This window comes from Alkaliphilus metalliredigens QYMF, from assembly GCF_000016985.1.
Taxonomy (GTDB): Bacteria; Bacillota; Clostridia; order Peptostreptococcales; family Natronincolaceae; genus Alkaliphilus_A; species Alkaliphilus_A metalliredigens.
On sequence record NC_009633.1, the window covers coordinates 832,781 to 851,275 of the forward strand.

At 37.9% G+C, this 18,495-nt stretch carries 19 protein-coding genes and 1 riboswitch; of the genes, 17 read left to right on the forward strand and 2 right to left on the reverse strand.

Annotated elements, in window-relative coordinates:
• Positions 1-7 precede the first annotated feature (7 nt).
• From AMET_RS03925 to AMET_RS03985, 13 genes are all read left to right on the forward strand, one after another.
• Positions 8-298 (forward strand): EscU/YscU/HrcU family type III secretion system export apparatus switch protein, encoded by a 291-nt coding sequence (locus AMET_RS03925; RefSeq protein WP_012062062.1) that lies wholly within the window; start codon positions 8-10, stop codon positions 296-298.
• A 70-nt stretch (positions 299-368) separates the two neighbouring features.
• Entirely contained in the window at positions 369-1,247 is an 879-nt protein-coding gene (locus AMET_RS03930) for a flagellin N-terminal helical domain-containing protein (protein WP_012062063.1), read from the forward strand.
• Between the two features lie 26 nt (positions 1,248-1,273).
• Positions 1,274-1,753: a flagellar export chaperone FliS gene (locus tag AMET_RS03935; RefSeq protein ID WP_012062064.1), complete on the forward strand. Its 480-nt coding sequence runs from the start codon at positions 1,274-1,276 to the stop codon at positions 1,751-1,753.
• A gap of 149 nt (positions 1,754-1,902) precedes the next feature.
• A complete protein-coding gene (locus AMET_RS03940) occupies positions 1,903-3,798 on the forward strand; it encodes an LTA synthase family protein (protein WP_012062065.1) in 1,896 nt (631 codons plus the stop codon).
• A gap of 91 nt (positions 3,799-3,889) precedes the next feature.
• Positions 3,890-4,591 (forward strand): SurA N-terminal domain-containing protein, encoded by a 702-nt coding sequence (locus AMET_RS03945; RefSeq protein ID WP_012062066.1) that lies wholly within the window; start codon positions 3,890-3,892, stop codon positions 4,589-4,591.
• A gap of 109 nt (positions 4,592-4,700) precedes the next feature.
• Positions 4,701-6,887: a Tex family protein gene (locus AMET_RS03950; protein WP_012062067.1), complete on the forward strand. Its 2,187-nt coding sequence runs from the start codon at positions 4,701-4,703 to the stop codon at positions 6,885-6,887.
• 50 nt (positions 6,888-6,937) lie between these two features.
• On the forward strand, positions 6,938-8,242 hold the full coding sequence (locus AMET_RS03955) for an MFS transporter (RefSeq protein ID WP_012062068.1): 1,305 nt from the start codon (positions 6,938-6,940) through the stop codon (positions 8,240-8,242).
• A 98-nt stretch (positions 8,243-8,340) separates the two neighbouring features.
• Positions 8,341-8,835: a hypothetical protein gene (locus tag AMET_RS03960; RefSeq protein WP_012062069.1), complete on the forward strand. Its 495-nt coding sequence runs from the start codon at positions 8,341-8,343 to the stop codon at positions 8,833-8,835.
• Positions 8,836-8,894: 59 nt separating this feature from the next.
• A riboswitch (FMN riboswitch) is annotated at positions 8,895-9,016 on the forward strand.
• 176 nt (positions 9,017-9,192) lie between these two features.
• Positions 9,193-9,783, forward strand: coding sequence for an ECF transporter S component (locus AMET_RS03965; RefSeq protein ID WP_012062070.1), 591 nt, complete (start codon positions 9,193-9,195; stop codon positions 9,781-9,783).
• A 369-nt stretch (positions 9,784-10,152) separates the two neighbouring features.
• Positions 10,153-10,611, forward strand: a complete 459-nt coding sequence (tsaE, locus tag AMET_RS03970) for a tRNA (adenosine(37)-N6)-threonylcarbamoyltransferase complex ATPase subunit type 1 TsaE (RefSeq protein WP_012062071.1) — start codon at positions 10,153-10,155, stop codon at positions 10,609-10,611.
• Positions 10,608-11,318: a tRNA (adenosine(37)-N6)-threonylcarbamoyltransferase complex dimerization subunit type 1 TsaB gene (gene tsaB / locus AMET_RS03975; RefSeq protein ID WP_012062072.1), complete on the forward strand. Its 711-nt coding sequence runs from the start codon at positions 10,608-10,610 to the stop codon at positions 11,316-11,318. The genes tsaE and tsaB overlap by 4 nt, the downstream gene beginning before the upstream one ends.
• Positions 11,319-11,324: 6 nt before the next feature.
• Positions 11,325-11,771 (forward strand): ribosomal protein S18-alanine N-acetyltransferase, encoded by a 447-nt coding sequence (rimI, locus tag AMET_RS03980; RefSeq protein ID WP_012062073.1) that lies wholly within the window; start codon positions 11,325-11,327, stop codon positions 11,769-11,771.
• 26 nt (positions 11,772-11,797) lie between these two features.
• Entirely contained in the window at positions 11,798-12,424 is a 627-nt protein-coding gene (locus AMET_RS03985) for an ATP-binding cassette domain-containing protein (RefSeq protein WP_157047146.1), read from the forward strand.
• A gap of 42 nt (positions 12,425-12,466) precedes the next feature.
• Here the strand turns inward: AMET_RS03985 and AMET_RS03990 are convergent, their stop codons facing one another.
• Positions 12,467-12,646 carry a hypothetical protein gene (locus AMET_RS03990; RefSeq protein WP_012062075.1) on the reverse strand — a complete coding sequence of 60 codons (180 nt, stop codon included), beginning with the start codon at positions 12,644-12,646 and terminating at the stop codon, positions 12,467-12,469.
• A 486-nt stretch (positions 12,647-13,132) separates the two neighbouring features.
• Here AMET_RS03990 and tsaD point away from each other — a divergent pair, with 486 nt between their 5' ends.
• Complete coding sequence (gene tsaD, locus AMET_RS03995) at positions 13,133-14,167, forward strand: tRNA (adenosine(37)-N6)-threonylcarbamoyltransferase complex transferase subunit TsaD (protein ID WP_041721372.1); 1,035 nt, start codon at positions 13,133-13,135, stop codon at positions 14,165-14,167.
• Positions 14,168-14,526: 359 nt separating this feature from the next.
• Positions 14,527-14,727: a hypothetical protein gene (locus AMET_RS25525; protein ID WP_157047147.1), complete on the forward strand. Its 201-nt coding sequence runs from the start codon at positions 14,527-14,529 to the stop codon at positions 14,725-14,727.
• Between the two features lie 295 nt (positions 14,728-15,022).
• Here the strand turns inward: AMET_RS25525 and AMET_RS04000 are convergent, their stop codons facing one another.
• Entirely contained in the window at positions 15,023-16,945 is a 1,923-nt protein-coding gene (locus AMET_RS04000; RefSeq protein ID WP_012062078.1) for an ABC transporter ATP-binding protein, read from the reverse strand.
• Between the two features lie 386 nt (positions 16,946-17,331).
• On the opposite strand from AMET_RS04000, the gene AMET_RS04005 reads away from it, so the two are divergent.
• Both AMET_RS04005 and AMET_RS04010 read left to right on the forward strand, forming a co-directional pair.
• On the forward strand, positions 17,332-17,976 hold the full coding sequence (locus tag AMET_RS04005; RefSeq protein ID WP_012062079.1) for a redox-sensing transcriptional repressor Rex: 645 nt from the start codon (positions 17,332-17,334) through the stop codon (positions 17,974-17,976).
• Between the two features lie 50 nt (positions 17,977-18,026).
• A complete protein-coding gene (locus AMET_RS04010; protein ID WP_012062080.1) occupies positions 18,027-18,494 on the forward strand; it encodes a MarR family winged helix-turn-helix transcriptional regulator in 468 nt (155 codons plus the stop codon).
• Position 18,495 lies beyond the last annotated feature (1 nt).

The following is an 18,495-nucleotide window of genomic DNA, read 5'->3' on the forward strand; positions in this document are numbered from 1 at the left end:
TGAGGGTATGGTAAAGAAAATAAAGGGAAAACAAGCGATTGCCTTGCAATACGATGTTGAACGAGACCATGCCCCTAGAATTACCGCTGCTGGACAGGGAATGATGGCTGAGCGGATACTGGAGAGGGCAGAGGAAAATGATGTTGCCATCTATCATGATGAGAGGCTGGTGAAGGAATTGATTGAATTTAAAGTGGGAACTGAGATTCCTACGGAGCTCTATGAGGTTGTTGCCCAGGTGTTGGTCTTTATTGAAAATGTAGATCAAAAGAAGGGCGCTCAAGGAAAAGATAAATAGCTGATAAATCATCCTAAAGAAAATGCTTTAAGTAGACGATATAGTATATGAAGAAGAGGGGGACGAACAAATGAGAATTAACAATAACATTCCGGCGCTTAGTGCCCATAGATTATTATCTAGAAATTCAGAGTTGAGCTCCAAAACATTGGAAAGGCTTTCTTCAGGAAAGCGAATTAACCGAGCATCTGATGATGCGGCAGGGATGGCGATTTCAGAAAAGATGCGCTCTCAAATTAAAGGTCTACGAATGGCCTCTAAAAATGCATTAGATGGCATTTCATTGATTCAAACCGCAGAGGGAGCCATGAATGAAATCCACTCCATGCTACAAAGAATGCGGGAGCTGGCTGTTCAAGGTGCCAATGGGATTTATGATGGGGATGACGTGAGTGCAATTAAAAATGAAATGAATGAATTAGTTGAAGAAATTGAAAGTATTTCAGAAAATACGAAGTTTAATGATAAAGCGATATTAAAGCATGAAGAAGATGCAGATTCACCAAAGAATAAAGTCCAATTACAAATTGGTGCAAATGAAGGTGAAGTGATGATATTTGACATACCGAATATGACAATTGGAATATTAGAGATAAGAATGGAAGCCGAACTGGATGAAAATGATGTAGAAATTGAAGATAGCATTAAGATAAAATTTACTAATAACGAAGAAGCCGCCAAAGCCATTACAACCATTGAATCTGCCATTAAAATGGTATCAGATGAACGCTCTAAACTTGGTGCCTTCCAAAATCGATTAGAGCATACGATTTCTAATGTAGACAACACAGCTGAAAATCTAACGGCGGCTATGTCACGAATTGAAGATCTGGATATGGCCCTAGAGATGTCTGAGTTTACAAAGCTAAACATCTTAATTCAATCAGGAACAGCCATGTTAGCCCAAGCCAACCAAAGACCACAGTCAATTCTACAACTACTAGGATAGTGGGAGAAGATAGAGGTGTATAAAAAATGATTGAAAAACAATATTTAGCCAACCGAGTTGCCACTGCTAATGATGTTCAGCTCATTGTGATTGTATACGAAGGATTACTAGAAGAGCTATTGGCCGGGGCCAGTGCCGCAGAGACTCAGGACAATCAAAAACTACGAATACATACAGAAAAGAGCCGTGAAATTTTAGCTGAGTTGTTGACGACCCTACAGGGGGATTCTGAGGTTGCCGCTGAACTACGGAAATTATATCTTTATATAAATCAATTGATTACCCAAGGGGTCAATCATCAGGAAAAAAGCTATTTTCAGCAGGCAATTCAGGTGCTGTCACCTCTTTATGAAGGCTGGCAGCAGTTAGCAGAGCCGGGTGTCCAAGAAGTTGATGAAATAAAACAAGAAAAGGGTCCTGCCATCGTATCGGGTATGACCTATGGAAAAGGACAATTAATGGATTATGTAGTGAATGATGAAACCAACCGGTGGAAAAAAGGATAGAATATCGAAGATTTTAAAGCTATTTAGTGAATTTTGCTAAATAGCTTACTTTTTTGGGGATAAGTATATGAGGGGTCTCATATTGAGGAAATAGAATCATGCAAAAAATAATAGAATGTGTTAAAATTCTATTATGGAGGGAAGAGAAAATGAACTTATATCCAATTAATCAGTATCGTGAAATGAAGGAGATGACTTTATTTATAATCTTGACCTTTACTAAAATCTCAGTTTTACATTATTTTATGGACTTAGACCGTGGATTATTTTTGGTGAGCCTGCAAAATCTTTTGCTTATTTTTTTCATTTATGGAATGGTAGCCTTATCTAGTTCGAGCAGACGTAGAAAAATATATTGGTATGTCAATTTCCTATTGTCATCGTTGTTTTTCATTGATGCAATGTACTATAGTCACTTTTATACATTAGTACCAGTACACAGTATTTATCAATTAGGACAATTGGGGCCTGTTTCCGCAAGTATCACTTCTTTAGTCAAACCCTATTACTTCTTGTTTTTTATCGACATCATTGGTATTTACATGGTGGATCGTCGCAAAGAAAAAGTACCATCCTTGAAATGGTCGAAAAAGCAAAGGATTGCCCTGGGTACCTCTGTTTTGATCAGTCTTCTTGCTGTTCTAGGTTTGAACTTCAGAATGGCAGAGGCAACCAATGGATTTTACACACCCCATAGCCTGGGTGTTATTAATTATCACCTTTATGATGGATTTAATTCATTTAGAAGAAATACATTAGATATAGTCAGGGCCAAGGGCGTCATTAAGCAGATTGAACAACAAGTGGTGGCGGAAGCCTCAAGTCCCAAAGGATTTAGACTAGCCCAAGGAAGAAATGTTTTTGTTATTCAAGCGGAGTCTGTTCAGAACTTTGTAATCAATGAAAGTATTAATGGACAACAAATGACCCCGGTGATGAATGAATTGATACAAAATGACAGTATTTACTTTAGTCGATATTATGAGCAGGTAGGATGGGGAAACACATCCGATGCAGAATTTATCTCCCATAATGGATTTTATCCTTCTACTAAAAGCTTTAGTTACCGAGCTTATGAAGAGAATGAATTTATCACATTGCCTAGTATGTTAAAGGACAGAGGATATGAGACTATTGCCTTTCATGGAAATGACGGAGATTTTTGGAACAGGGAGAACATCTATCCTTCCCAGGGGCTCGATGAATTCATTAGTCTAGAAGATTTTAGTGAAGATGAGATGATTGGAATTGGACTGAGTGATGGTGAAATGTTTAGACAATCATTACCCTATTTAAAGGGACGAGACAATCCTTTTTACTCCTTCTATATTACATTGACCTCCCACCATCCCTTTACCATGGAAGGACTTCAGGATCAGCAATATGAAGGATTAAATGTAGGTGCAGCCTATGAAGGTATGGTGCTGGAGGCTTATTTAGAAACGGTACATTATTTAGACTACGAAATAGGTAAATTTATTGAAATGCTCAAGGAAGCTGATTTATATGAGAATTCTATCATCGTCATCCATGGGGATCATCAGGGGTTAGATATGCGTAATGAAGAAGCCAATGAACAACTGACTGACTTCCTAAATCGACCCTATGAAGAAAAAGATATGTTTAACGTTCCTTTTATTGTTCATATTCCAAATGGTGGTATGCAGGAGGAAGTGACAACCGCCGGTGGACAAATCGATTTTTTTCCTACCATGGCCAATCTATTAGGAGTAGAAACTGAAATTCAAACATTGGGAAAGGATTTACTCAACATTACAGATGGATTTGTTGCTAAGCAAGTCCATGTGTCGAGAGGTTCCTTTATTGACAATGAAAAGATATTTATTATGTCCAATGACGGTCTATTTGAAAATAGTCGAGCATGGATGATCGAAACTGGTGAGTCTGTGGATTTAGAAGCATGTCGTGAAGGATATGAAAGAGCCATTGCTGAAATTGAGTTTTCTGAATATGTGATGCAAAACAATTTAATTCCACTGATTCGGGAAAAAGGATTACCATATGTACTTCAGCATCAGCCATAGCCAGTGTATGACAGACTAGATTTGAAATTTTTCAACAGATATGTTACCATAGAGATTATTCAAATAAAGCAAAAAAGAAGGGAGTTTTTCTGTGTTTACTAAAAAGAGTTTACTATTTATTGTTGTAGGGTTGATAGCGCTCCTAGTCATTGGATGTGCCTCAGAAGGAGAAAATTTGTCACAAGATCAAGGTGAAGTGGTGGCTACTGTCAATGGTGCAAGTATTACCCGAGAGGTATTTGAAAACACTGTTGAAAGAACAAAGTTAAACTATCAGCAGCAAGGTATTGAGTTTGAAGGAGAAGAAGGAGAAGCAATGCTAGTGCAGGTTAGAGAACAAGCACTAAACAGTCTACTTCAAGAGGAAGTATTACTTCAGGAAGCAAAGGAAAAAGGGTATGATGTTTCAGAGGAAGCGATAGAAACAGAATTAGAAAGTATGAAGGGACAATTCGAATCAGAAGAAGAGTTTGAAGCAGCCCTAGAATTTAACCAGTTTACAGAGGATGACCTTAGAAATATGTTAGCCAGCGAAATGGCAATTGAACAATTTTTACAAAATGAGTTAGAAGAGGCTCCTGCATCCGATGAAGAGGCACAGGAACTGTACGATCAATATGCAGCACAAATGAAAGAAATTGCAGAAGAAACTGGAGAAACTGAAGAAATGCCAGCATTTGAAGAGGTCAAAGAACAACTAAAGATGCAAATTGCTCAAGAAAACCAACAAGAACTGATGGCTCAATTAATTGATGGATTAATGGAACAAAGTGAAATTGAAATATTCCTGTAAGATCAAAAGCTAGTGTCCAAGGATACTAGCTTTTTTTTTCGTCTATACTCTTCAAGAGACAATCATGTTATAATATCGTTATTGTAGAAAGACATTAGGAGGAATTAAAATGGATATCAATAAACAACTGATGCAAGAGTTTCAATTGAAGCCTTTTCAGGTCAATAATACACTGCAATTGATAGATGAAGGAAATACCATTCCCTTTATTGCCAGATACAGAAAAGAACAAACCGGGGAATTAAGTGATGAAGTCTTACGAGATTTATATGACAGACTGATTTATTTAAGGAATTTAGAATCACGTAAAGGCGAAGTGCTTCGATTGATTGAGGAGCAGGGAAAATTAACGGAAGAATTAAAACTGGAAATAACCAAGGCCACCGTCATGCAAAAGGTTGAGGACTTATATAGACCCTATAAGCAAAAAAGAAGAACACGGGCCACAATGGCCAAGGAAAAGGGACTTGAGCCATTGGCTGAACAAATCTTAAAACAAGAAACCCTGCAGGGAACCATTGAAGCCCTGGCTGAGACATTTATAAATGAGGAACTAGAAGTACATACCATTGAAGATGCCATTAACGGAGCAAAGGACATTATCGCTGAAGTCATATCTGATAATGCCCAATATAGAGAGCGTACTCGGAATATGAGTTTAAGAAAGTCAATCATCAGCAGTGAGGCAGTGGATCCAGAGGAAGAAACCGTGTATGAGAAGTATTATGACTATAAAGAGTCTGTTGCTAAAATTGCAAATCATAGAATTCTAGCGGTTAACAGGGGAGAAAAAGAGAAGAAACTCAAGGTAAAAATGCTAAGTCCAGATGAGGAAATCATCGCCTATCTAAAAGATCAAGTAATCGTCAATACCAAGGCTGTCACTGTATTGTTACTTCAAGAAACCATAGAGGATGCATACAAACGATTGATAAGTCCGTCAATCGAGCGGGAAGTTAGAAACATATTAACTGAGCGGGCAGAAGAAGAAGCCATTAAGGTGTTTGGTAAAAATACAAAACCACTACTTTTAATTGCGCCGGTTAAAAATGTCAGGGTACTAGCCATTGATCCAAGCTTTCGAACTGGATGTAAAATTGCAGTCTTAGATGAGACGGGAAAGCTATTGGATTATACCACCATCTATCCCAATGCACCTCAAAACAAGGTTGAGGAGTCTAAAAAAGTACTAAAGGAATTAATCGAACAATACAACATAAATATCATTCCCATCGGAAATGGGACCGCATCAAGAGAAACAGAGTTTCTTGTGGCTGAATTATTGAAAGAGATTGATCATAAAGTATATTATACAATTGTCAGTGAGGCAGGGGCATCTGTTTATTCAGCATCTAAGATAGCAACAGAGGAATATCCAGATATTAATGTGTCCATAAGAGGGGCTATCTCCATTGGGCGGAGACTCCAGGATCCCTTAGCAGAACTGGTAAAAATTGATCCTAAGAGTATCGGGGTGGGACAATATCAGCATGATCTAAATCAAGGAAAATTAGGAGAATCCTTAAAGAACGTCGTTGAAGATTGTGTAAACAGTGTGGGGGTAGACCTGAATACTGCAACACCGGCATTACTACAATATGTGGCGGGAATTTCTTCTACAGTTGCGAAAAATGTTGTGGAATATAGAGAAGAAAATGGCAGGTTTCAAAATAGAAAGCAGTTAAAAAAGGTGAAGCGATTAGGGGACAAAGTATTTGAACAATGTGCAGGCTTTTTAAGAATTGATGGCGGAGAGAATCCATTGGATAACACTGCTGTTCATCCTGAATCCTACAAAACCACAATGAAATTAATTGAAAAACTCGGCTATACTAAAGAGGATATAGAACAAGGAAAGCTTAGAAACATTGAGGAAAAAGTACTGCAGTATGGAGAAAAGCAATCTCAAAAATTAGAGGATAAAGTAATGGAAATTGCAGGAGAATTAGAGGTGGGACATCTTACATTAAAGGATATTATGCAGGAGGTCAAAAAGCCCGGTAGAGATCCACGAGAAGAAATGCCTATGCCTATTTTTAGAAGCGATGTACTAAAGATGGAGGATCTGAAGCTAGACATGGTGATGACTGGAACAGTGAGAAATGTGGTTGACTTTGGTGCTTTTGTGGATATTGGAGTCAAGCAGGATGGCCTTGTACATGTTTCCCAGCTCAGCAATAAATTTGTCAAAAATCCAATGGATGTGGTTTCAGTGGGAGACGAGGTTGAGGTTAAAATTATTGGCATAGACGTAGAAAGAGGAAAGGTTTCCTTGAGTATGAAATTTGATAAATAATTGAGGAAATTGTATATTCAGAGTTTGAGTTGTGAGGAGGGGTCATCGATATGACTCAGGCAGAAAAAGTGAAAAAATTAGAGCGCTATCGATGGGTTGTTTGGGGCATATTGGTTGTTGCTTATGTGATTGTGTTTTTCCACCGATTGGCATTGGGTGTGGTGAGGCAAGATCTGGTAGATACCTTTAACATTACAGGAACAACTTTTGCAAATTTGGGGTCAATGTACTTTTATCCCTATATGTTTATGCAAATTCCAGCGGGTATTTTAGCGGACTCCCTAGGGGCCAGGAAAACTGTTACCTATGGGACCCTGTTGGCTGGTCTTGGGTCCATTATTTTTGGTTTGGCCCCAAGTATCCTATGGGCCTTTGTAGGAAGATTACTGGTTGGGTTGGGTGTTTCAGTGGTCTTTATTGCCATATTAAAAATTCAATCTCAATGGTTTAAGGAAAGTGAATTTGGAACGATGTCTGGAATGACATCCTTTGTGGGCAATTTAGGGGGTGTGATGGCCCAAACTCCCTTAGCACTGGTTGTGGCTGCTTTCACATGGAGGACAACATTTGTGGGAATTGGTTTGATTAGTTTAGTGGTTGCATTTCTTTGTTATTGGGTTGTGAGGAACACACCAGAAGAAATGGGACTTCCCTCTATTGCAGAGATCGAAGGAAAAGAAAGACCAAGTCAAGCACCACAAAGGCCCCCTATTGGAGAGAGCTTAGTGAGAGTGTTGACAAATCCCAGAACATGGCCAAGTTTTTTTATGTTCACAGGATTTTTTGGGGCATTCATTTCTTTGACTGGCGCTTGGGGACAAAGCTATTTAATAGAGGTTTATGACCTGCCTAGTACAGTAGCCCCTAACTACTTAATGGCTGCAACACTGGGTTTAGCAATAGGGAGCTTTGCTATTGGGAAAATTTCTGATGTCATGAAGAGACGTAAATTACCGATGATTGTCTTTGGGGCAATCTATACAATAACCTGGGGTATTCTTGTTTTTGTTAATGGAGGAAAACCCCCTATTGCCATGCTGTACCCTCTTTTCTTTGTGATGGGCTTTACTTGTTCTGCTTTTGTCTTAAGCTGGGCATGTGGGAAAGAAGTGAATCATCCCAGTATAGCTGGAATCTCCACATCTGTTGTTAATATTGGCGGATTTTTAGGATCAGCCATTTTACCTCCTATATTAGGGCGGGTTTTCGATGCTTATGGAGGCGTTTTAGAACCAACAGCATTGTTTCAGAGAGCCTTTATGTACTGTTTTGCCTTTGTAGCTGTAAGTTTTCTGTTTGCATTTTTGGTGAAAGAGACCCATTGTCGAAATATATACATTGAAAAAAAAGCGTAAAGTAATTTTTTGCTTTTAAAATAAAGGAATTTTATTCCTAATGATAGAATAGAAAAAGAGAGAGAAAAATTTTATGAAGAGTAAAAGGAGAACAAGGAATGGAGACAATGCCTCTTAATGCTATCCTTTTAGGGCTGATCCCCGAGGCCTTATTGTTAATTTATTTGGGGTTAATCTTAATAGGAGTTCGTCCAGATATGAAAAAGCTGATTTTTGCAGCCATAGTACAAGGAATTCTTGTGTACTATATTAGAAGGCATACGATGTTTGGTATCCACTTATTGTTACAATACGTCACATTAATTTTGTTGATATGGGCTGTGCTAAAGGTACATATTTTAGGGGCTGTGCTTTCTGCTTCAATAGGAGGAGGAATCAATATACTTATTCGAGGGCCAATGCTCCTGTTGATTCAAAGTATAACGGGGTTATCTTTAGGAGATATACTTTATAGGCCTTGGTTGCGCATATTTTCTTTTTATCCCCGCTTTATTATTCTTTCTATAATAATTTATTTATGTGTCAAATATAACTGTACCTTGGAAACGGAAATGAACTTCCTGCCAAAAATTAATGGGAAGATAAGGAGTTAAAATGCACATCATACTTGCTTTTTTACAAACAAGAAGGTATAATAATCATAATTAAATAATAAAATCTTCAGGGCAGGGTGAAATTCCCGACCGGCGGTTAGAGTCCGCGACTCAACATAATGTTGATTGATCTGGTGAAATTCCAGTACCGACAGTAAAGTCTGGATGGAAGAAGAGCAAGTTTTTTGCTATGATTTTTGAGCGCCTGAAGTTACTTTAGGCGCTTGTTTGTGTTCTGGAAAGAATCTTCTAGACTATAATCTTCTTCTTAATGATGCTCCTGAACCACAAGAAGCTACTTAGGGTACAAAAAATGAGGAGGCGTTTAAGATTCAAAATACAATCACGACCTTTGGGTTGAAAAAAACAAAATTAGATACAAGAACATTAGTAAAAATCTCCATTCTATCAGTAATGGCCTTTATATTGATGGTATTTGATTTTCCGCTACCTATTTTCCCACTATTTTTAAAGGTTGATTTAAGTGATGTACCAGCATTAATAGGAGGATTTGCATTAGGGCCGGTGGCTGGCGTATTGATTCAACTCATCAAGGTCTTTTTACACTTCATTGTTAAAACTTCTACTGGGGGTGTTGGGGAATTATCTAACTTTATTGTTGGAACAGCATATGTATTACCAGCAGCGATGATTTATCATATGAAAAAGGATCGATTCCATGCCATTGTAGGAGCCTTGGTAGGGACGATTTCAATGACCATTGTTGGCGTGCTTTCTAATTACTTCATTATTATTCCTTTTTATTCAAAAATGATGCCAATAGAAGCCATTGTAGAACTAGGTACAATAGTAAATAGTAGAATTGTAGACGTTTGGACATTAGTGCTTTATGGTATCACTCCTTTTAATATTTTTAAGGGATTACTGATTGCATTGATCACTATGCTAATCTACAAGAAAATTTCAGTGATTTTAAAAAATAACTAAAAGACAGTTGAAGATAACTTTATAATGAAATCCAGCCTATATCAGTGATGATATAGGCTGGATTTTACTTATTTTACCCTTGGGGGCTTTATCGTTATCATATGTTTCTTGAGGTCTTCTTCATCAAAATAGGACAATAGTAGGAGAAGAATTAAGAAAAGTGGAAATTATTATCTGATATAAAAACAAATTATGCTAAAATAGAGTTGAAGTGTTTATTTGTCGAAAATTTCTATGTGAATGGAATATTGCATACAGCAGAATACTGATAATAGAAGGTATCATCGTATTAGTTGATTGGAGAAGTGATTGTTTCTTCCATTGTATATAGGATTGAATATAAAATTTTGAAATAAAGTAGGTGTACAGATGATTTGTAAGGAAATTAAGAGTCTAAAAGAAATGGAAGCCCTAGGAGAAAAAATGGGTGCTGTACTTCGCCCGGGTAAGATTCTCTGTCTAAAGGGAGATTTAGGAGCAGGAAAGACCACATTAACACAGGCACTGGCAAGGGGATTGGAAGTCACGGATTACGTCACCAGTCCAACCTTTACCATCATCCATCAATACGAAGGGCGTCTTCCCCTATATCATTTTGATGTCTACCGAATTAACCATTTCACCGAAATGGAAGATATCGGATATGAAGATTATTTTTATGGAGAAGGGGTCTGTGTCATTGAATGGGCCACATTGATTGAGGAGATTCTTCCTGAGGATTGCTTATGGATAGAAATTCGAGTGGTTGGGGTCCAGGAGAGACAAATATGCTTTTATCCTGCCAATGAAGAGGATCTACAAATGATAGAGGAGTTGTTGAAATCATGAAGATATTAGCCTTAGACACATCATCAATTGTAGGGACAGTAGCCCTGTTAGATGGAGAAAAACTAGCCGGAGAAATTATCGTTAATTATAAAAGAACCCATTCCCAGCAACTGATGCCTATGATTCAAGATTTATTGGAAAGCTGTGCGTTAAAGCCCAAGGATATTGATGTTTTTGCAGTCTCCCTAGGACCAGGATCATTTACAGGTTTAAGGATTGGCGTATCAACCATGAAGGCCATGGCCCAAGCATTAGATAAACCAATAGTGGGAATTTCTACATTAGACGGACTTGCCTTTAATCTCTTATACAGTCAGGGAATTATTTGTCCAATTATTGATGCCCAAAGAGATATGGTTTATACCGCTTCTTATCGTTGGAGTGGAGAGGATTTTCAGCAGGTAAAGGATTATGAAATGATTCACATTGATGAAATGATCCAAAGGTTTGACGGTGAAACAGAGTCTATTATTTTTGTAGGGGATGCAGTGGAAAAATTAAAGGAACGGATTCAGCATTCCTTAAAGAAAAGAGCTGTTTTCCCTCCAGGAATGGTGGCCATGGCAAGAGCCTCAGCCATTGGAGAACTGGCTAGAAGGGCCGTAATAGAGGGAAGGGTACAAAAACCTGAGGATGTCATGCCTATTTATATGAGAAAATCCGAAGCAGAAAAACAGTTTGAGGCAAAAATGAAAGGCAGGGAATAAAATTTCATGAACCCAATCAGTGTTAGAAAAATGAATAGGCAAGATATAGAGCAGGTACTGATTATCGAAACACACTGCTTTGCTATACCCTGGACCAAAGGGGCCTTTGAAAAGGAACTTAAGGAAAACAAGCTAGCCAGATATGTTGTGGCAGAAGTCAATGAGAATGTGGTGGCATATGGGGGGATGTGGTTAATTATAGATGAAGGACACATTACCAATATCGCAGTTCATCCTGAGTACCAGGGACAAAAAATCGGAAAAGAAATTGTTTTGGGATTGATGGAGGTTGCAAAGGAAGCAAATTTATTGCGATTGACCCTAGAGGTACGAAAATCTAATTTAATTGCACAACAGCTCTATAGAGGAATGGGGTTTATTATCTCTGGGATCCGCCCTGGATATTATCATGATAATGGGGAAGATGCCATCATTATGTGGAAGGATTTATAGAGGTGATTCGAAAGGGAGGCAATGTCTTGATTAAATTAGATGGGATGACAATTACCCTTGAAGGACAAAGGGTTTTAAATGATTTTTCAATAGAGATTGCTCAAGGAGAGTGGATTCAACTTCAGGGGCCTCATGTCTGCCAGCTAGTAGTTAAGGCTTTAGAGGGGACTCTCCGCCCCACAGAGGGGCATTTCTATTATGAAGGAGTAGATACCCAATGCTACAGTGCTTCGCAGTGGGCTCACCTTAGAAAAAAACAGCTTATTATAATGAGTCCCAAAAAAGGGCTGATGAATCATTTTGATGTTGAAAAAAACATTCAAATGCAATTGAAATATGGTGGCGTTTATCCCACCAAATGGAAAAGACAAAGCCAAAGAGTGCTGGAGGAGCTAGAAATCCTCTCCCTACGGAATAGAGAGATTGAGACCTTGGGTTCATTGGAAAGGTGGCAGGTTAAGTTGGCTAAGGCCTTGGTGGCTAAGCCTAAATTCATCGTGATAGAAGGGGTGTATGAAGAACTGAAACAAGCAGAAATAAAGGAATTCGTGATTTTCTGCAAAGAAAAGATTCCAGTGGAAATTGGGGTTATATTTTGTACTGAAAACAGAAGTATAGGTGTAGATGAAAGTTTTAGACAGGTGAAACTGTAAAGGAAATCAGAATGATTTCTGACCTCCTTAGGTATTGCTGAATCAAGTTTGTTGATCTTGCCTATCTGTTTGTTCTCCTCGAGCACCTTGTTCAATGGCTAGAATAGCTAAATCGGTTGCATCAATGGCTTCCAGCATACCATCTGGCATCACATTCATTTCTCCTAGTTTTTGACTGTAGGTTTTACGGGTGGGGGCGGGACGACGATGACGACGAGGCATATAATCACCTCCTAAGTGACTGTGACAATAGTTTAAGTCAATGTAGTTAGGCAATCTTATGATTCCTTAGGATTATTACGAAGGAAAGGAATCACAATATTTCTAACTAAGTGACCAACGCGAAAGTTAAAGTATCAACTTTCGGTTGTCTACTTATGGATAAACAAACTAAGTGACTAACATAAAAGTTAAAATCAATGTAGTTAGGCAATCTTATGATTCCTTAGGATTATTATGAAGGAAAGGAATCACAATATTTCTAACTAAGTGACCAACACGAAAGTCAAAATACCAACTTTCGGTTGTCTACTTATATTCTGCTCAAAAAATATGAAAATCATCAACAAAATAATTGTCAAATGGCGGAAGTGATGGTTGCTGTGCGTCGATTAATTAAAAGAAATAGGATATAATAGGGTTACGTATTGGAGGGCAGCCAAAATGTCCTCATCATTAGGTCTCATTTTAATTGAAGGAGCGAAAAAAATGATACAAAAGAAAAATGAAGAGAAGATCATAACATTGGCCATTGAATCTAGCTGTGATGAGACTTCTGTTAGTGTGCTGGAAAATGGACGGACAGTTTTATCAAATGTGATTTCATCACAAATTGAACAACATCAGAAATTTGGTGGTGTTGTACCTGAAGTAGCCTCTAGAAAACATATTGAAAATATTAATCAAGTGATTGAGGATGCTTTAAGGGAGGCGGATATTTCCTTTGATGGGTTATCACATGTAGCCGTGACCCATGGACCTGGATTAGTAGGAGCGCTACTGGTAGGACTCTCTGCGGCGAAAGCAATTGCCTATGCAAGAGAAATTCCCTTAAATGCTGTTAACCATATTGAAGGGCATATCTATGCTAATTTTATCGAACATCCCACCTTGGAGCCACCCTTCATCTGCTTGATTGTATCGGGTGGGCATACACATCTTGTTCATATGACGGATTATGGTCAGTATGAAGTATTGGGTAGAACAAGGGATGATGCAGCAGGGGAAGCCTTTGATAAAATCGCCAGGGCATTAGGACTGGGTTATCCAGGAGGCCCAATCATTGATCAATTAGCCCGAGAGGGAAATGCCCAAGCCATTAATTTTCCAAGGGCTTATTTAGAAGTAGGGAGTTTAGACTTTAGCTTTAGTGGATTGAAGTCCTCTGTATTGAACTACATAAACTCCGAAAAAATGAAGGGCCATGAAATTGTACTGGCTGATGTGGCAGCAAGCTTCCAACAGGCAGTGGTTGATGTTTTGGTTGAAAAAGTCATTCGATGTGCCCTGGACAAGGGGGCAGCTCAGATCGTATTGGCTGGAGGGGTGGCAGCCAACAGTGGATTAAGGAGAGATTTAACAAAGGCCTGTGAAGAAAAGGGAATTAACTTGAAATATCCTTCTCTAGAGCTTTGCACAGATAATGCAGCAATGATTGGATGTGTTGGCTATTATAACTATATAAGAGGCTTAGAATCTAACTTAGATATTAATGCCATTTCTAATTTGAAAATAGGAGAATAGATGGCTGAATTTGCCATTATTACATAACATTGTTTGTATAATCCTTGCAATCCCTATGTTATAATCAAAGTGATAAAACGAGACTTAAGTCAGAGGGAAGCTTTGTTGATGTATAGAAAATTATGGTCTTTAATTTCCTATACATTGGGGAGTACAGAGGGGATTCCCCTCTGTCGTATTAAGGAGGGTGCTCAGGTCGTAAGACCGTCGAAGGGAACCTAGGGTTCCTTAGCGAAAACAAATATTGACGAAGTCAATTTTGTTCCTCTGAGTTATAGTGGCGTTTATTTAGAGGGATGTCGCGCTGAATCCGCCACGTATCATAGTGGGAATTCTAGCAATACACCCAAGATAAACTAATGTTGAAAACTTTAAAGGGGGTTGCCATGATGGAAAAGCTATCTTGGATGAGAAAAGTAGATAAAACCATGGACAATGGAGAATTGTTGGAACTAATGGATCATATGCATGCAGTAATTGATTCTTTATTAAGTGAAAAAGAGGATAATCAAAAAAAGATTAAATCTTTAGAAGCAGCATTACATAGCCTGAAGAAATAATCCATCCATACTTTAAAACCCCTAATTCCATCGAGGAATTGGGGGTTTTATTTAAGTGCGCCATGGGTTGTGAAGAAAGCATAAAGCGAATGCTAACAAGTTGTTAGATAAATAACTGTGTATAGTGTGGAGGGATTGTGAAGAAGTAGCAAATAAGCCAAATGATTCTGTGGATAAACTTGTGGATTCTGTGAATAACTTGTGGATGGATGTGGACAGAAAAAGTCTTATTCAAAATGTATGCACAGATTCCATGAAATATGCCTTTATTGAAAATATAAAAGAAATATTTTCCCTAGTTGTCAACGCTATTTTCCCATTCTTCATAAAGTTTTTCTAAGGATTGTTTCGTGGTTAGGGTTTCTTGGTGAACCTCCCGACTTTTTTGGGGATCCGTATAAATATCCTCTTGGCACATTAGGGATTCAAGGGCGTTAAGACGCTCCTCTAATTCTAAAATGTCGGTTTCTATTTTTTCACGCTGTTGAGTCTCCTGTTTTAACCGGTTGCGTTCATCTCGTTCTTTACGACGAACATCCTTTAAATGGGTCTTGGTCTGTTCTTGATAGGTGGCAGGTTCAGCCATTAGCAGCTGTTCCTTTTTCTTTTCTATATAATAATCATAATTACCATGGAAAACCTCGATCCCATTAGTAGAAAGCTCAATGACCTTAGTGGCGACGCGATTAAGAAAATAACGGTCGTGGGAGATGGCAAATACGGTACCATCATAGTCAACTAATGACTCCTCTAACACTTCCTTAGAGTCAATATCTAAATGATTTGTAGGTTCATCTAGAAGTAAGAAATTTGATTTAGATAAAATGAGCTTTAAAAGAGAAATACGAGAACGTTCACCACCACTTAATGTATCGACGGGCTTAAAGACATCGTCCCCATGAAACAGAAAGGAGCCTAAAAGGGTACGTACTTCTGTTTGGTCCAGTTTTTTGTGCTCATCCCAAATTTCATCTATAACGATTTTATCTAAATGTAAATTTCGTTGTTCTTGGTCATAGTAGCCAATATGCACCTGATGGCCCAATTTGAAATCACCAGCGCTTGGTACTGTTTCTTCTGTTAAGATTTTGAACAGTGTGGTTTTACCCACACCATTAGGGCCAATCAACGCCACTTTTTCCCCTCGGTAAAGATCAAAGGTTAGGTTTTCAAACAAGAGGTGTTCATCAAAGGATTTACATAAATTTTCAACAGTTAATACATCGTTACCACTTTTTATCTGGGTTTCAAACCTCATTTTAGCACGTTTTTGAAAGGCCTGAGGTTTTTCTACCTCTTCGATTTTTTCTAACTGTTTCTCGCGACTATGAGCCCGTTTAGCCAGCTTTTCCGTACCATGCTGTCTAAATCTCCGTACAATATCTTTTTGGCGGGAGACCTCCTCTAGATGGGCTTGATAGACCCTGTGTTGCTGTTCTTGTTCTTGGGCTTTCTTTTTTGTAAAGGTAGAATAATTACCAGTGTAGGTTTTTAAGCCTTGGTGTTCAATTTCAAATACCCGATTGACCAACTGATCTAAAAAATAGCGGTCGTGGGAAATCATTAAAAGTGTGCCATCGTAGTCTCTTAAAAAGCCTTCTAACCATTCCACAGCTCCAATGTCTAAATGGTTGGTGGGTTCATCCAATAATAGAATATCTGGCTTTGAAAGTAATAATTTCGCTAAAGCAGCTCGGGTTTTTTGTCCACCGCTCAATTGATAAATTGGTTGTTCAAATTCATCCTCGGTAAAGCCCAATCCTCGTAGAACACCCCTCACAGTACTGCGAAATCCATAACCATTTTCTCGGTTGAAATCATCTAAAAGTGTTGCGTATTGTGACATTGTTTTTTCTAACAGAGTAGATTGGCTAGGGTCATCCCCTAAGGACGCGATCTCCAGTTCCAAGGATCTGAGATGGTTTTCCATGTCAATTAAATAAGTGAAAACCGATAAACCTTCTGCTAAAATGGTATTTTGCTCATCTAATTGGTCACTTTGCTCTAAATGTCCAATTACCTTTGATTTTCCCAAATACAAATTTCCGTCATCGTAGGCAAGTTGACCAGTCAAAATTTTAAACAAAGTAGACTTTCCAGCACCATTGATGCCAACTAAGCCAATTTTATCTCCAGTATTAATGCTAAAGCTAATGTCTTTCAATATTACATCAATTCCAAATGATTTGGTTATATTATTACAAGATAAAATAATCATAATTTTTCCTCCTTAGTAAAATTCTCAGTGTATTGCTCAGACTCATATGAGTTAAGTTGGATTATATATCAATTGCGTACGTTTTATTTTAGCAAAAAATAAACATTCCTTAAAGTGTAATTGTAACACAATCATTGAGGTTGCATTGACACTTTAGGGAAATGTTGCTATAATAAGTGAAAAAACGTTAAAAGTCCAACGTAGTAAAATCACAATTGAGCTTCAGGACGGTGTGGGGCGCGGAAAAAGAAAGAATCATTTAGGTGATTGTTAAATGTCATAACATGATATACTGATATCAATAAACTAATGGTGAATAGTTTGAATATTTTAATATTAAAACATTAAAACATTTCAATAAAAAAATAATAGTGGGAGTAGATAATATGACTAGAGAATATAGCAACATTTCCATGGCGGTGATCCGTCGCTTACCTAAATACCATAGGTATCTAAAGGATTTACTAGATCAAGAAACTTATCGGATTTCATCAAAGGAACTAAGTAAACTAATAGGATTCACAGCCTCACAAATCCGACAAGACTTAAACTGTTTTGGTGGATTTGGCCAGCAGGGATATGGCTACAATGTAGAGGAATTATACAATGAGATCGGAAAAATTTTAGGACTGTATCAAAGTTACCCTACTGTTATTGTAGGTGCTGGAAATTTAGGGCAGGCAATTGCCAACTACACTAACTTTGATAAATTTGGGTTTAGTACTTTAGCGCTATTTGATTCAAATCCTAAAATGATTGGGATGCGGATACGAGACATTGCAGTACATGATGTGGATCAATTAGAGGAGTTTATTAAGAAAAACCAAGTGAGGATTGGTGTAATTTGTACGCCAAAGAAAGTAGCACAAGATGTGGCAACGAAACTAAGTGAGGCTGGAGTGCAAGGAATTTGGAACTTTGCTCCAATTGATATAAAGGTGCCTGAGGAAATTATTGTGGAAAATGTCCATTTAAGTGAAAGTTTATTTACACTTTCATTTTTATTAAGCCAAGAATTTGACCAAGAATAAAACCCAAAAACCTGGGTTTTTTATTGCATATTATAATAAAGGGTGATGAAATGGGAAGTTATTACTCGCAAATTTATGAATATACTGAGAAGGCAGTGAAGACTGTTTTGTCCTTGGATAGAAAAGGAATTAAGAATGATGGTGATCAGCTGACGATTAGTGAGCTTCTTTTGCTTAAGGAGATTGGTGAACAGAAAGAGGGGAAGATGGCAGAGGTAATGGAAGCGTTAGCCTTGGACCGGAATGTTTTCGCAACCATGCTAGGGAGAGTTCAATCTAGCCGGTATGTGACGAAAAAGAGGTGTCGATATGATGGAAGAGTGTATTTACTTATGTTAACAGATAAAGGAAAAGACACTGTCTATCAGATTTTTGAGAGGGAAAAAGGAAATTTATTTCATTTGCTTGGAGATTTTACATTTAATGAAGAAAAGGCGATTTTAAAATTTTTAGTAAAGCTAGATATGCTCCATAAGGAAAAGAGTAGCAATGGGACAGAAATAAAAATAACCCCTTGAG

Coding starts and splice junctions, on each gene's coding strand:
- AMET_RS03925 (WP_012062062.1), top strand. CDS start 8: ATGGTAAAGAAAATAAAGGGAAAACAAGCGATTGCCTTGCAATACGAT.
- AMET_RS03930 (WP_012062063.1), top strand. CDS start 369: ATGAGAATTAACAATAACATTCCGGCGCTTAGTGCCCATAGATTATTA.
- AMET_RS03935 (WP_012062064.1), top strand. CDS start 1,274: ATGATTGAAAAACAATATTTAGCCAACCGAGTTGCCACTGCTAATGAT.
- AMET_RS03940 (WP_012062065.1), top strand. CDS start 1,903: ATGAACTTATATCCAATTAATCAGTATCGTGAAATGAAGGAGATGACT.
- AMET_RS03950 (WP_012062067.1), top strand. CDS start 4,701: ATGGATATCAATAAACAACTGATGCAAGAGTTTCAATTGAAGCCTTTT.
- AMET_RS03955 (WP_012062068.1), top strand. CDS start 6,938: ATGACTCAGGCAGAAAAAGTGAAAAAATTAGAGCGCTATCGATGGGTT.
- AMET_RS03960 (WP_012062069.1), top strand. CDS start 8,341: ATGGAGACAATGCCTCTTAATGCTATCCTTTTAGGGCTGATCCCCGAG.
- tsaE (WP_012062071.1), top strand. CDS start 10,153: ATGATTTGTAAGGAAATTAAGAGTCTAAAAGAAATGGAAGCCCTAGGA.
- tsaB (WP_012062072.1), top strand. CDS start 10,608: ATGAAGATATTAGCCTTAGACACATCATCAATTGTAGGGACAGTAGCC.
- rimI (WP_012062073.1), top strand. CDS start 11,325: ATGAACCCAATCAGTGTTAGAAAAATGAATAGGCAAGATATAGAGCAG.
- AMET_RS03990 (WP_012062075.1), bottom strand. CDS start 12,646: ATGCCTCGTCGTCATCGTCGTCCCGCCCCCACCCGTAAAACCTACAGT.
- tsaD (WP_041721372.1), top strand. CDS start 13,133: ATGATACAAAAGAAAAATGAAGAGAAGATCATAACATTGGCCATTGAA.
- AMET_RS25525 (WP_157047147.1), top strand. CDS start 14,527: ATGTTGAAAACTTTAAAGGGGGTTGCCATGATGGAAAAGCTATCTTGG.
- AMET_RS04000 (WP_012062078.1), bottom strand. CDS start 16,945: ATGATTATTTTATCTTGTAATAATATAACCAAATCATTTGGAATTGAT.
- AMET_RS04005 (WP_012062079.1), top strand. CDS start 17,332: ATGACTAGAGAATATAGCAACATTTCCATGGCGGTGATCCGTCGCTTA.
- AMET_RS04010 (WP_012062080.1), top strand. CDS start 18,027: ATGGGAAGTTATTACTCGCAAATTTATGAATATACTGAGAAGGCAGTG.